Genomic DNA, 13,442 nt, shown 5'->3' on the forward strand with positions numbered 1-13,442 from the left:
CAAGTTGAGTGAACTTGACTCAATAGTGCCACGCGTTCGCCAATCCGCAAGTCGAGGTTGAGCCGACCCGGCGCAACCCGACCGTTACTACCGTCCGGTTGTCTTACCTTGCGTCGGTCGGGCACGCTTTAGCGGTGACGACGCATGGCGATTCCGCCACCCGTGCCGGCGCGCCCGCCGTCGCAGCCCGCACCGGAGCCACCACCGGCGACGACCAGCCTGCTCACGCCGCCGACGGCCTGCCCGCCGCGCTCACCGGCCTGCGGGCCGCGATCGGCGCGGCCCGCTTCCCGCTCGCCCTGCCCTCGGCCGAGCCGGCCCGGCACGCCGCGGCGAGCGTCACCGACCAGCTCGACGACTACCTGCTGCCCCGGCTGGCCCGCCTCGACGCCCCGCTCCTGGTGGTCGTCGGCGGCTCCACCGGTGCCGGCAAGTCGACGCTCGTCAACAGCCTGGTGAAGGCGCGGGTCAGCGCGGCCGGTGTGCTCCGCCCGACCACCCGCTCCCCGGTGCTCGTGTGCAGCCCGGCCGACGCCTCCTGGTTCCGGCAGGGCGAGCTGCTGCCCGGCCTGACCCGGACCACCGAACCAAGCGACCAGCCGGGCACCCTGCACCTGGTCACCGCCCCGGCGCTGCCGCCCGGCCTGGCCTTCCTCGACGCGCCCGACATCGACTCGGTGGTCGACGCCAACCGGGCGCTCGCCGGCCAGCTCCTCGCCGCCGCCGACCTCTGGCTGTTCGTCACCACCGCCGCCCGCTACGCCGACGCCGTGCCCTGGGAACTGCTGCGCAACGCCAGCGCCCGGGGCACCGCGGTGGCGATGGTGCTGGACCGGGTCCCCCCGGAGGCGGCCGACGAGATCGCCACCCACCTGTCCGAGATGCTCGCCGAGCAGGAACTGGGCGCCGCGCCGCTGTTCGTGCTGCCGGAGACCTGGGTGGACGGGCAGGGGCTGCTGCCGGACCGGATCACCGCACCGCTGAGCGACTGGTTCACCCGGCTGGCCGCCGACGCCGAGGCCCGCGCCGCGGTGGTCCGGCAGACGCTCGACGGCGCGCTCGCCGCGCTGCACCCGGTGGTGGAGGTGCTGGCCGAGGCCGCCGACGAGCAGGTCACCGCCGCCGACGCGCTGGACGAGCGGGTCCAGGCCGCGTACCGCGGCGCGGAGCGGAGCGTCGACCAGGGGCTCAAGGACGGCCGGTTGCTGCGCGGCGAAGTGCTGGCCCGCTGGCAGGAGTTCGTCGGCACCGGCGAGTTCTTCCGTGGGCTGGAGGCCCGCATCGGGCGGCTGCGCGACCGGGTGGTCGCCGCGGTCACCGGACGGCCCGCACCCGCCGCGGAACTGCGTACCGCGATCGAGTCCCAGCTCGTCACGCTGCTGCGCGGGGTGACCGCCGAGGCGGCGGAGAACGCGTACACCAGCTGGAAGGCGCACCCGGCGGGCGCGGCGCTGCTGGAACCGGACCTGGCCCACCCCTCGGCCGACCTGCCCGAGCGGGCCGAGCAGCTCGTCCGCGACTGGCAGCGCGGCGTGCTGGAGCTGGTCCGGGTCGAGGGCGGCGACCGGCGGTTCGTGGCCCGCACGGCCGCGTACGCGGTGAACGCCACCGGCCTCGCCGTCATGATCGGCGTGTTCGCCTCCACCGCGTTCATCCCCACCGGGCTGGAGGTCGCCGCCGGCACCGGCACCGCGGTGGCCGGGCAGACGGTGCTCCAGGCGATCTTCGGCGACCAGGCGGTCCGCAACCTGGCCCGCACGGCCCGCGTCGACCTGCTCGACCGGGTCGGCAAGCTGCTGGCCGAGGAGGCCGCGCGCTACCTGACCCGCACCGAGGCCGAACGCCCGGCCGCGAACGCCGGCGCGGCGCTGCGCTGGGCCGCCGTCGAGGTCGAGCGGGCCCGGCACCGCAGCGGTCTGTTCCCGACCCCCGAGCAGGACGGCCGCCCGTGAGCGCAGGCAAGGACGGCACCGTGAGCAACATCGTGGGACGGATACGCGAGGCGATGCGGGGTGAGCAGCGGGTCGACCCGGACGTCCTGATCGAACGGCTGACCGCGATCCAGCGGTTCCTCGGCGCGGTGGACGGCCACGTGCCCGACGCCCAGCTCGTCCCCGCCCACACGGTGGTCGAGCGCGCCGGTGACCGCCTCGCGCTCTCCGGCCGGCACACGGTGGTCGCGCTCGCCGGCGCGACCGGCAGCGGCAAGTCGAGCCTGTTCAACTCGCTGGCCCGGCTCGACCTCTCCCCGGTCGGCGTGCGCCGGCCCACCACCGGTGTCGCGCACGCCTGCGTGTGGGGCCCCCTGGACGGCGCGGTCCGGCTGCTCGACTGGGTGGGGGTGCTGCCCCGGCACCGGTTCGTCCGGGAGAGCCCGCTCGACGGCGACGACGAGTCGAACCTGCACGGCCTGGTGCTGCTCGACCTGCCCGACTTCGACTCGGTGCAGCACGGCCACCGGCTGGAGGTCGACCGCCTGCTCGGCCTGGTCGACCTGGTGGTCTGGGTGGTCGACCCGCAGAAGTACGCCGACCGCGTGATCCACACCAGCTACCTGCGCGAGTTCCACAGGCACCGGGACGTCACGGTCGTGGTGCTCAACCAGGCCGACCGGCTGCACCCGACCGAGCTGCCCAAGGTCCTCGACGACCTGCGCCGGCTGCTCGACGCCGACGGGCTGGACGGGGTGCCGCTGCTGCCCACAGTCGCGGTGGACCCGAACGGGCTGGACGGGCTGCGGGCCGAGCTGGAGCGCACGGTCGCCGAGCGGCAGGCCGCGCTGCGCCGGCTCTCCGGCGACGTGGACGCCGTGGTGGCCGATCTCGAACCGCTCGTGGGGCCGGAGCCGCCGCGCACCCGGCCCGGTGACGCCTCGGCACAGGAGCTGACCCGGGCACTCGCCGGGGCGGCCGGGGTGCCGACGGTGGCGGCGGCGGTGGAGGGCGCGTACCGGCACCGGGCGGTGGGCAACACCGGCTGGCCGCTGCTGCGGAGCTGGCGCAAGCTGCGGCCGGATCCGCTGCGCCGGCTGCACCTGTCCGGCCGGGATCCGGACGCGCCGGCGGAGAGCCTGGTCGCGGCCACCTCCGTACCCGATCCGACGGCCGCGCAGCGCTCCGCCGTCACGCTGGCGATCCGCGCGGTGGCCGAGCGGTCCGGGGCCGGCCTGCCGGTGCCGTGGCCCACCGCGGTGACCGCCGCGGCCCGGGCCCGGCAGGCCGACCTGCCGGGCGCGCTCGACCACGCGGTCGCGGCGACCGACCTGGGCATGGAGCGGCGACCGGCCTGGTGGCGGGTGGTGGGCGCGCTCCAGTGGGTGGTCACCCTCGCCGCGCTGGCCGGCCTGGTCTGGCTGCTCCTCGGGTACGCGGTGCGCCTGCTCGGCCTGCCGCCGCTGGAGCACCCGACGCTCGGCGTGGTGCCGTGGCCGACCGTCCTGCTGCTCGGCGGCCTGCTGGCCGGGCTGCTGATCGCGGCGGTGACCCGGCCGGTGGTCGGGTGGGCGGCCCGGCGGGCCCGGTCGCGGGCCGAGGAACGCCTGCTCACGTCGGTGGGCAGCGTCAGCGAGAAGTACGTGCTGGACCCGGTCTGGGCGGTGCTGGCGCGCTACGGCACGGCGCGGGACGCGCTGCGCGAGGCGGGACGGCGCTGAGCCCGGCGTGCTGACCGGTGTGAGGGCGGCGCGTGCGGCGTAGGGTCGACGCATGGCCACGCCACAGACCCCCTACGACGCGGTGCTGCACGCCGCGCGCGACGTGACGAGGCTCGACTCGGCCCTGGACGCGGAAATGCTCGGCGCCGCGTTGCTGGGCAGCGTCTACGCCGTCGCGGAGCACGACCGGGAGCAGGCCGTCCGCGAGTTCGTCAGCGGCTTCCTCGCCGCCACGTCCCGGCGCCGCAGCGCCGCCGCGACCACCCTGCGGGCCGTCTTCGCCGCCCTGGTGCCCGACGCCGAGGGCGCCGCCCGGGTCCGGCCCGGCGCGTACGCCCCGTCGTGGGCCGGCCAGCTCGGCCGGGTGCGCGTGACGGGCGCCTGGGCCTACGGCGACGTGTACGGCGACCAGACCTCCTACCTCGCCACCTTCGCGTACGACGACGAGGAGGAAGGCGGCCCGGAGCACGCCCTGGTGGCCCTCGTCGACCACAACATCGGCATCACCAAGGACGTCTTCGTCGGCGGTCCGGCCGGACGGATCGTCGAGCAGGCCCGGGAGATCTGCACCGAGGACGAGTTCACCTGGTTCCGCACCGAGGACCCGGCCCGGATGCACGCCGAGGTGAGCCGTCACCTGGCGGTCACCGACGACCTCGCCGAGCTGCCCGCGCAGGGCTCGCTCGCCACCGACCGGGCGCTGGTGGGCGCCCGGCTGGCCGCGCTGCCGGGGCCGACGCCGCCGCCCGGTCCGGCGGTCGTGCCGCCGCCCACCGACGAGGAACGCACCCGCCTGGTCCGGGTTTTCCTCGACTCGCCGGAGGCGGCCCGGTTCGGCCTGCCCGAGGTGGCCGACGGCGAGCTGGCCTCGCTGCATTTCTGCCTCGGCCTGCTGCTCGACCACGCGGCCAGCTTCCCTGATGCCGACCCGATGCGGTGGAGCCCGATGGTGGCCGAGCTGTTCCTGCTCGACTGGGTGCACCGCCGCGCCGTGCTGGACATGGACGACGCGGCGATGCTTCCCCGGGTGCTGCGCGCCTGGGCGGCGTACGCGGCCCGGCAACGCGGGCTGTCGCAGCCGGCCGCCGCCCGGACGGACGAGGCGATCACCGAGATGGTCCCGGAGTTCGCCCGGCTCTACAGCACCGGCGAGCGGCGCAGTCCGGCCACCGCGGCGGTGGCCCAGCTGATGGCGGACGGGGTGGACCCGGACGACCCGGAGGCGCTGAACGCGTGGATCGAGGCGAACCGTCACCGCCTCACCGACGACCCGGCCTGACCCGAGGCGCCCCGTCGTCGCGTGGCCACGCCCCTAGGCGGTCGCTGTGGGCGTCGGCGTATCGGCTGGTGTTGTCGGCTCGGCGGTGGAACCCGACGACGACGTGGCGGTGGGCTCGGTGGTGGGGTCCGAGGGCGGCTCGGACGTCGGCTCGGCGGTGTCCGAGGGCTCGGAGGTCGGCTCGACTGTCGTGACGGACGGCTCGGGGCTCGGGCTGGGGCTCGGGGTCCGGCTGGGCTCGGGCGTACCCGGGTGCGACGGCGACGGTGAGGGCACCGGAGACGGGCGCGGCGGGCGTACCGGCGTGGGACGGACCGGCGTGGACGGCGGCGGCGGTACGGCGACCGGGCGGGACCGGCGCCGGGAGCCGAGGTCGCTGTCGTCGGGCAGGGCCGGCGCCGCCGGGAGTACCGGGATGAACGGTCGCGCCGGGGGCACCGAGGTCACGTCGACGGCGGGCGTGGGTGTGGACGGCACGGGGGCCTGGGTGCCGTGCGGCATCGGGATGACCACCGGTCCGACGGAGGGGGTCGGCAGGAACGGGGTGCTCGTGTCGGGGAGCGCGCTGTTGCCGACGGTGGCCGAGCCGGTGCTGATCGCGGCGAGGATCGGCATCGACGCGGTGCCGGCGAGCAGGGCCACGGTGAGCAGGTAGCCGCGGCTGGGACCGCCGGTTCCGGAGGCGCGGTGCGCGCCCACGATCCGGCGGTACGGCGAGGCGGGCAGCGCCCGGTGCCGGCCGAGGAGGGGCGTACCGGGCGGACCCTCTGGTTCGGACACCGGCACACTCCTCACGTGCGGACAGGACGGGAGAGCGCGCGCGGATATTAGGACAAATGCCGCGCTAGGGCTCGACGTCAGCTTGACCCAGTGACGCTCAGTTCACCAGCCGCAACCGCGTGTCGACACACATTTTGTACGTCGGGCCCTCTCGCCACTGCGGACAAACCCGCTCATCCGTCGTCAACCCGACCGAACCTCACCTGCGAGGGAGGCCATACTGTGGGCCCGCTCACCTCCTCTGCAATCATTCAGGCATGACGGCAACGCAGCCGGCACCTCCGCGTACCCCGCGGCTGGTGCGGAACGATGCCGGCGCTCCCGGGCCAGGGTCCGTCCCCGACTGACTCCGGCTCACGCCGCGCGGCAACCCCTACCGGGGTGAGGCGCGGTCGCCAGGGACCGACCCGGCACCAGCCGGGCGGCGCACGAGGTGCTCGGCTCGGGTCACCCCCGGCGCCGGCGCAGACAGACAGGGAGAGACGGATGGCAAAGGGCGACCCCGGGGCCGCCACCCGCAGCAAGCGGGCCGCACCCCGCACCAGACGCGCCGCCGCGACCGGTGAACCGGAACTCGTACAGCTGCTGACCCCCGAGGGTGAGCGGATCGAGACCGCGCTCGGCCCGGACGGGACCGAGTATCGCGTCGACTTCACCGACGAGGAGTACCGCGGGCTCTACCGCGACCTCGTGCTGGTCCGCAAGCTGGACGCCGAGGCCACCGCCCTGCAGCGCCAGGGCGAGCTGGGCCTGTGGGCCAGCCTGCTGGGCCAGGAGGCCGCGCAGGTCGGCTCCGGCCGGGCGCTGCGTACGCAGGACATGGCCTTCCCGACCTACCGCGAGCACGGCGTGCTCTACTGCCGCGGCATCGACCCGATCATGCCGCTGGGCCTGTTCCGTGGCGTCGACCAGGGCGGCTGGGACCCGAACGAGTTCAAGTTCAACATGTACACGATCGTCATCGGGGCGCAGACCCTGCACGCGACCGGGTACGCCATGGGCGTCGCCATGGACGGCAAGACCGGCGGCGAGGACGGCGAGGCGGTCATCGCCTACTTCGGCGACGGCGCCACCAGCCAGGGCGACGTCAACGAGTCGTTCGTCTGGGCCAGCGTCTTCAACGCCCCGCTGGTGTTCTTCTGCCAGAACAACCAGTACGCCATCTCCGAGCCGCTGGAGCGGCAGACCCGCGTGCCGCTGTACCGGCGGGCCGGCGGTTTCGGCTTCCCCGGCGTCCGGGTGGACGGCAACGACGTGCTCGCGTCGTACGCGGTGACCCGGCACGCGCTGGACAACGCGCGCAACGGCCAGGGCCCGAGCCTGATCGAGGCGTACACCTACCGGATGGGCGCGCACACCACCTCGGACGACCCGACCCGCTACCGCATCGCCAGCGAGGTCGAGGCGTGGCAGGCCAAGGACCCGATCGCCCGGATGAAGGCGTTCCTCACCAAGCAGAAGATCGCCGACGAGTCGTTCTTCACCGAGGTCGACGAGCAGGCCCGCACCGAGTCGGTGCACCTGCGCGAGCGCGTGCTCGCCATGCCCGACCCGCAGCCGGTGACCATGTTCGACCACGTCTACCCCAACGGCTCTCCCGAGCTGGACGAGCAGCGGGCCCGGTTCACGCAGTACATGGAGTCCTTCGAGGGGAGCGCGCACTGATGGCCACGGAGACGCTCACCCTCGGCAAGGCACTCAACACCGGCCTGCGGCGGGCCCTGGAGAACGACCCCAAGGTCGTCATCATGGGCGAGGACGTCGGCAAGCTCGGCGGCGTGTTCCGGATCACCGACGGCCTCCAGAAGGACTTCGGCGACCAGCGCGTGATCGACACCCCGCTGGCGGAGTCCGGCATCATCGGCACCGCCGTCGGCCTGGCCATCCGTGGTTTCCGGCCGGTCTGCGAGATCCAGTTCGACGGCTTCGTCTACCCCGCGTACGACCAGATCGTGTCGCAGGTGGCGAAGATGCACTACCGCTCGCAGGGCAAGGTGCGGATCCCGATGGTCATCCGCATCCCGTTCGGCGGCGGCATCGGCGCTGTCGAGCACCACTCCGAGTCGCCCGAGGCGTACTTCGCGCACACCGCCGGTCTCAAGGTGGTGAGCTGCGCGAACCCGCAGGACGCGTACGTGATGATCCAGCAGGCCATCGCGTCGGACGACCCGATCGTGTTCCTGGAGCCGAAGCGGCGCTACTGGGAGAAGGGTCCGGTGGACCTGGACGCGCCGGTCGCCGACGCGTACCCGCTGCACTCGGCCCGGGTCGTGCGGGCCGGCACCGACGCGACGGTGCTGGCGTACGGCCCGATGGTCCGCACCGCGCTGGACGCGGCCACCGCCGCCGCCGAGGACGGCCGCGAGCTGGAGGTCATCGACCTGCGCACGATCTCGCCGCTGGACCTGACCGCCGTGTACGAGTCGGTGCGGCGCACCGGCCGCTGCGTGGTGGTGCACGAGGCCCCGGGCAACCTGGGTCTCGGGTCGGAGATCGCGGCCCGGATCACCGAGGAGTGCTTCTACTCCCTGGAGTCCCCGGTGCTGCGGGTGACCGGCTTCGACACCCCCTACCCGGCCGCCCGGGTGGAGGAGGAGTACCTGCCCGACCTGGACCGGGTGCTCGACGCCGTCGACCGCACCTTCGGCTGGTGAGCGGCATGTCCCGGATCAAGGAGTTCAACCTTCCCGACCTCGGCGAGGGCCTGACCGAGGGCGAGATCCTCGCCTGGCTCGTCAAGGTCGGCGACGACATCGAGCTGAACCAGCCGATCGTCGAGGTGGAGACCGCCAAGGCGGCGGTCGAGATCCCGGCGAAGTGGGCCGGCCGGGTGCAGGCGATCTTCCACCCGGAGGGGTCGACCGTCGAGGTCGGCGTGCCGATCATCGCGATCGACACCGACCCGGGCGCCGGGCCGATCGAGGAGTCGACCACCGCCGTCCCCACGTCGGAGCTGCCCACCCCGTCGGCCGCGTCGCTGGCGGCGGTGCAGGTCGCGCCCGCCGAGGGCATGGTCGAGCCGGGCCTGATCGGTGGTGTGGCCCCGGGTGGGCGTACCGCCGTGCTGGTCGGCTACGGCCCGCGCAACGCCCCGGCCAAGCGCCGTCCGCGCAGGGGCGACGTGCCGGCGCAGCCGGCCGCACCGGCTCAGGCCGCCGCCCCGGCGGCACCCGCGCCTGTCGCTCCCGCGCCGGTGACGCCGGCGGTGAACGGCAACGGCCGGGTCTCCGGTCCGGTGCTGGCCAAGCCGCCGGTCCGCAAGCTGGCGAAGGATCTCGGCATCGACCTGGCCACGCTCACCGGCTCGGGTCCGCTCGGCTCGATCACCCGCGAGGACGTACAGCGGGCGGCGACGGCGACCCCGGCGGCGGCCGAGCCGCTGACGGTCGCGGCACCGGCCGCGTCGGCGGCGAGCTTCGGCGCGGACCGCGAGCAGCGCATCCCGGTCAAGGGGGTACGCAAGCTCACCGCCGAGAACATGGCCCGCTCGGCATTCACCGCCCCGCACGTCACGGAGTTCCTGACCGTCGACGTGACCCGGGCGATGAAGGCGCTGGACCGGCTGCGTGACCGGCGCGAGTGGCGGGACGTACGCGTCTCACCGCTGCTGCTCGTCGCCAAGGCGGTGCTGCTGGCGGTCAAGCGGCACCCGATGGTCAACTCGACCTGGGCCGGCGACGAGATCGTGGTGAAGGAGTACGTCAACCTCGGCATCGCGGCGGCCACCGAACGCGGTCTGATCGTGCCGAACATCAAGGACGCCGGGCGACTCTCGCTACGCGAGCTGGCGGACGCGATGACGGAGCTGGTGCGGACCGCGAAGTCGGGCCGGACGTCCCCGTCGGACATGTCCGGCGGCACGCTCACCATCACCAACGTCGGCGTCTTCGGCGTCGACACCGGTACGCCGATCCTGCCCCCGGGCGAGTCGGCGATCCTCGCCTTCGGCGCGGTACGCGAGCAGCCGTGGGTGCACAAGGGCAAGGTCAAGCCGCGCCTGGTGACCACGCTGGGGCTGTCCTTCGATCACCGGATCATCGACGGTGAGCTGGGCTCGAAGTTCCTCCGCGACATCGGGGACTTCCTGGCCGACCCGGAGGCGGCGCTGCTCGCCTGGACCTGACGTACCACCGCTCCGGTCACGGCCGGTGTGCCACGGGTGAACGCCCGGCACACCGGCCGCGGCCGTTGAGGGAACAGAATCAAAGGGTCCGCAGTCGTGTGGACCTACGATCCTTAGGTACGTGGTTCAGCTCACCTAATAATCGATGGCGATCGGCGGCCCGGTGCGCTTAAATAGAGACATCAAGGGGCTGACAACCGAATAGCCAGGAGGAGAGACCCGAGATGAGCATGATCGAGCGAATCCGCACCCGCCGCGACGCCAACCGCCGCGCCCGCGCCATCGAGCACGCGCTGCGGTCCGCCAACTCGCCCGCGGTCCGCGAGGAGCTTCTCGCCATCGCCCAGCGTCACCTGAGCTGACGCCACACACCTTTCTCACCTCCTCCAGTCCGAAGACCCGCCCGGCACCGGGCGGGTCTTCGGCGTATCGGTATCGCTCGGCACCGGGATTCCACCTCGCTCCACCGCCCGGTACGGTTGGCACGGTCGCCAACCGGCTGACTCCGGACGCACGAGAGACAGCGAAACCCATCGACGTCGTCCGGTGACATTCGGTGACCGCTGATGCTCCCCCGAGCGGCCTCGGGCGACCACCGGATACGGTGCGGGGAGCCCGCACGGCCGGTACCCGCCGGCGACGCCGGCAGCCGTGCCGACGGTCTCCCGACCGGCATCGGCGGCCGACCTGTGATGGAGGAGGCGCACCCATGACGTCCGAGGCTCCGCACCGCCCCGGCCACGAGCCGGGCGAGGTGTCGCCGGGCACCGGCGGACCGGTGCCGTACGGCGATCAGCCGGCGCAGCAGGACAACGGGTACAACGGCGCACCCGACCTCGGCTGGGCACCGCCCCCGCCCGCCGGCCGGCCCGCGCAGCCGGCCCCTGCCTGGGCCGCGAACGACGACCAGCCACCCGCGTGGGCCCCGCCCGCCGGCCAGCCGGTGACCGGGCGGGCGACCGCCCAGGTCCCGCAGCCCGCCTGGGGCGGCAACGACCAGGGCAACCCCGCCTGGGCCGGTTCCGGCGGCCCCGCCTGGGGCAACCAGGAGCAGCCCGGACCGGACCGCGCCGCCGACCCGTCGCCGCCCGCCTGGGCCGCCACGCCGCCGGGCAGCCCGGCCGAGCCGGCGCAGGCCCCCTGGACCGCCGAGCAGAACCGTCCCGGCCGGGGCTCCGGCGATCAGCCGGGCTGGTCGCCGGCAGGTGACCAGGCCGCACGCGGCACCGGTTACGTGCCCGCCCCGGCCACCGTGCCGAACGAGACCTGGGTCACGCCCAGCCCGGCGGACGACCCGCACCGCTCCGGCGGCTTCGCGCCCACCGGCGGGCAGCACGACGACGCTCCCGGCCGCGCCGGTGGCTGGGCCGCCGCGCCGCCGCCGGACGACCCGAACCGCTCCGGCGGCTGGAACCCGCGCGACGAGCAGCCCGCCGCGTCCGACGACCCGAACCGCTCGGGCGGCTGGAACCCACGGGAGAGCCAGCCGGCCTGGGCACCGGGTCAGCAGACCGGCGCCACCTGGCCGCCGGCCGACCCGTCGCCGCCCGCCCGGGCCGCCGCCGCGGTCCCGGTGCCCGGCGCCGCCCGGCCGGACAACGCCTGGTCCGCTGCCGAGCAGTCCGATCAGGACGGCCGCTCGCCGGAGGACAGCGGCGGCTGGCGGCAGTCGGGTGCGCCGCAACACGACGAGGGACACCGGTCCGGCGGCTGGCCCGCCCCGCAGGCCGAGAACCGGTCCGGCGGCTGGGACGAGCCGGCCCGCAGCGAGGACCCGGACCGTTCCGGCGGCTGGGCCGCCGGTCGCGCCGCAAGCCCGGCCGAGGCGCAGCCGGGCGGCTGGGAGCCGAACCAGAGCCGGCAGGCCGGTGGCTGGAACGACGGCCCCGCCGCACCGCAGCAGCGTGACTCCGGCGAGCAGGGCGGTGCCTGGGGTGGCGCCGCCGTACCGCGGCAGCACGAGAGCGGGCGGCCGGCTGACGAACCGGCGCAGCCCGCCTGGGGTGCCGCCGCGCCGGCCGAGGCCCGCGCGAGCGTGCCCGCACCGTCTCCCGACGCGCCCTCCGGCTGGGGCGGCAACCAGGACGAGCGTCCGGCCGCACCGTCGCCCGAGCCGTGGTCGCCGGCCGAGGCGTGGGGCCGGTCCGAGGACTCCGCTCCGGCCTATCAGCCAGCGCCCGCGCCGGGCATCTCCCCCGGCAACGCGGTGCCGTTGCCGGCGCAGCAGCAGCGGGTGCCGGGCGCCGCGCTGGCCGCCGCGCCGCCCGCCGACCAGCCGGGCACCGAACCCCAGGGGTACGAGCCGGAGCGCGGCGACGGCGCCTGGGGGGCGTCCCGCCCGGAGGAGCCGCAGTCGCCCGCCGTTCCCACGCCGCGTACCTCCCCGGAGGGCGGCCCGGTCTCGGCGAGCGCGTCGGTCCCGGTGGCCAGCCGGGTCACCCCGCCGTCCGACCAGCCGCTGCCGACCAGCGCCCCGACGCCGCAGCCCCGGGTGTACGGCCGGCCCGCCCGCCCGGAGCCCGAGGACGCCCACGAGCCCGACGAGACCGGGTACCCCGGCCAGGACGGGCCGCACGGCAACGGCTTCCCTGGGCCGGGCCGGCAGGCGAGGTCCGAGGACGCCGACGGCCCGCACGGGTACGCCGGAGCGCCCTCCGAGCCGGCCGCGCCGCCGTCGTTCCCGGTCGGCGTGCCGTCCTTCGTGGACCCGCCCGGCAACACCCGTCCCGCAAACGGCGTGCACCCGGGCGGCGAGCAGCCCGACGTGCGTGACCCGTTCGGCGGTCCGCAGAGCCCGTACGGCGGCCAGGACGCATTCGGCGGCCCGGGCTCGTACGGCGCTCCCGGCGGCCAGGACGCGTTCGGCGGCCCGGGCGGCCGGCCGGAGACGTTCGACGGGCCGGGCGGGCAGCAGGCACCGTTCGGCAGCCCGGCCGCGCGGCCCGAGCCGTTCGGCGGGCCGGATGCGTTCGGCAGCCCGGCCGGGCGGCCGGAGCCGTTCGGCGAGCCGGACCGGTTCGGGCCGTCGGCCGGGGGCCGTGCCTCGGTAGCCGTGCCCGGCCAGGGCCCAGCCGGCGGGATGAACGCCTTCCCGCCCCCGCCCCAGCAGGCCCCGCCCGCCTGGGCGCAGGACGGCCCCGGCGGCGAGCCGGAGCAGGGCCGCTTCGACGCGTTCAAGCCGGATGCCGTCGAGTCGCAGACCGAGGCGCCCCCGCCGAAGGTGCGCAACGGCCGGGTGCTCGCCGCCGTACTGATCGCGGCGGTGCTCATCCTCGCCGTGCCGCTGGGTCTGCTGACGCTGCTCGGCAAGGTCGGCGACGACAAGTCGGCGGGCTTCGACCCGGCGGTCGGCTCCTGCGTGAAGCAGTCCGGCACGAGCGCCGTGGCCGCCGACTGCGGCGAGCCGGGCGCGTTCAGCGTGGTGTCGAAAGTGGACAACAAGGACAAGTGCGCCGACCAGGCGCAGCCATCGGTCTCGGTGGAGGGCGGCGGGACCACCCGGGTGCTCTGCCTGAAGCCGGCCGGCCAGTAACCGCACGTACGCGGAGCGCCCATCCCTCGCCGGGGTGGGCGCTCCGCCGTTTCCGGTGTGCGTCTGTTCACCCCCG

9 protein-coding genes are annotated in these 13,442 nt (G+C 75.1%); 8 read left to right on the forward strand and 1 reads right to left on the reverse strand.

The window, feature by feature from the left end:
* Positions 1-134 precede the first annotated feature (134 nt).
* Genes AB0C17_RS11190 through AB0C17_RS11200 form a run of 3 tightly spaced genes read left to right on the forward strand, consistent with a single transcriptional unit; the run spans position 135 to position 4,931 of the window.
* Positions 135-1,952: an ABC transporter gene (locus tag AB0C17_RS11190; RefSeq protein WP_357478160.1), complete on the forward strand. Its 1,818-nt coding sequence runs from the start codon at positions 135-137 to the stop codon at positions 1,950-1,952.
* Entirely contained in the window at positions 1,949-3,652 is a 1,704-nt protein-coding gene (locus AB0C17_RS11195) for a GTPase (RefSeq protein WP_357385227.1), read from the forward strand. Before AB0C17_RS11190 ends, AB0C17_RS11195 begins: the two co-directional genes overlap by 4 nt.
* Positions 3,653-3,704: 52 nt before the next feature.
* Positions 3,705-4,931 carry a hypothetical protein gene (locus tag AB0C17_RS11200; RefSeq protein WP_357385229.1) on the forward strand — a complete coding sequence of 409 codons (1,227 nt, stop codon included), beginning with the start codon at positions 3,705-3,707 and terminating at the stop codon, positions 4,929-4,931.
* 33 nt (positions 4,932-4,964) lie between these two features.
* Here the strand turns inward: AB0C17_RS11200 and AB0C17_RS11205 are convergent, their stop codons facing one another.
* A complete protein-coding gene (locus AB0C17_RS11205) occupies positions 4,965-5,711 on the reverse strand; it encodes a hypothetical protein (protein WP_357385231.1) in 747 nt (248 codons plus the stop codon).
* Positions 5,712-6,197: 486 nt separating this feature from the next.
* Between AB0C17_RS11205 and pdhA the strand changes: the two genes are divergently transcribed.
* The 5 genes from pdhA (at position 6,198) to AB0C17_RS11230 (ending at position 13,366) form a co-directional block, all read left to right on the forward strand.
* Complete coding sequence (gene pdhA / locus AB0C17_RS11210) at positions 6,198-7,376, forward strand: pyruvate dehydrogenase (acetyl-transferring) E1 component subunit alpha (RefSeq protein WP_357385233.1); 1,179 nt, start codon at positions 6,198-6,200, stop codon at positions 7,374-7,376.
* Complete coding sequence (locus tag AB0C17_RS11215) at positions 7,376-8,365, forward strand: alpha-ketoacid dehydrogenase subunit beta (RefSeq protein ID WP_357385235.1); 990 nt, start codon at positions 7,376-7,378, stop codon at positions 8,363-8,365. Before pdhA ends, AB0C17_RS11215 begins: the two co-directional genes overlap by 1 nt.
* 5 nt (positions 8,366-8,370) lie before the next feature.
* A complete protein-coding gene (locus AB0C17_RS11220; protein WP_357385332.1) occupies positions 8,371-9,834 on the forward strand; it encodes a dihydrolipoamide acetyltransferase family protein in 1,464 nt (487 codons plus the stop codon).
* A gap of 224 nt (positions 9,835-10,058) precedes the next feature.
* Positions 10,059-10,196 (forward strand): hypothetical protein, encoded by a 138-nt coding sequence (locus AB0C17_RS11225; RefSeq protein WP_176730560.1) that lies wholly within the window; start codon positions 10,059-10,061, stop codon positions 10,194-10,196.
* A 347-nt stretch (positions 10,197-10,543) separates the two neighbouring features.
* Complete coding sequence (locus AB0C17_RS11230) at positions 10,544-13,366, forward strand: hypothetical protein (RefSeq protein ID WP_357478163.1); 2,823 nt, start codon at positions 10,544-10,546, stop codon at positions 13,364-13,366.
* Positions 13,367-13,442 lie beyond the last annotated feature (76 nt).

Source organism: Micromonospora sp. NPDC048887 (genome assembly GCF_040649715.1).
Taxonomy (GTDB): domain Bacteria; phylum Actinomycetota; class Actinomycetes; order Mycobacteriales; family Micromonosporaceae; genus Micromonospora.

Bases quoted from the DNA above. Each gene is read 5' to 3' on its own strand.
- AB0C17_RS11215 (WP_357385235.1), top strand. From the start codon at position 7,376: ATGGCCACGGAGACGCTCACCCTCGGCAAGGCACTCAACACCGGCCTG.
- pdhA (WP_357385233.1), top strand. From the start codon at position 6,198: ATGGCAAAGGGCGACCCCGGGGCCGCCACCCGCAGCAAGCGGGCCGCA.
- AB0C17_RS11220 (WP_357385332.1), top strand. From the start codon at position 8,371: ATGTCCCGGATCAAGGAGTTCAACCTTCCCGACCTCGGCGAGGGCCTG.
- AB0C17_RS11200 (WP_357385229.1), top strand. From the start codon at position 3,705: ATGGCCACGCCACAGACCCCCTACGACGCGGTGCTGCACGCCGCGCGC.
- AB0C17_RS11230 (WP_357478163.1), top strand. From the start codon at position 10,544: ATGACGTCCGAGGCTCCGCACCGCCCCGGCCACGAGCCGGGCGAGGTG.
- AB0C17_RS11225 (WP_176730560.1), top strand. From the start codon at position 10,059: ATGAGCATGATCGAGCGAATCCGCACCCGCCGCGACGCCAACCGCCGC.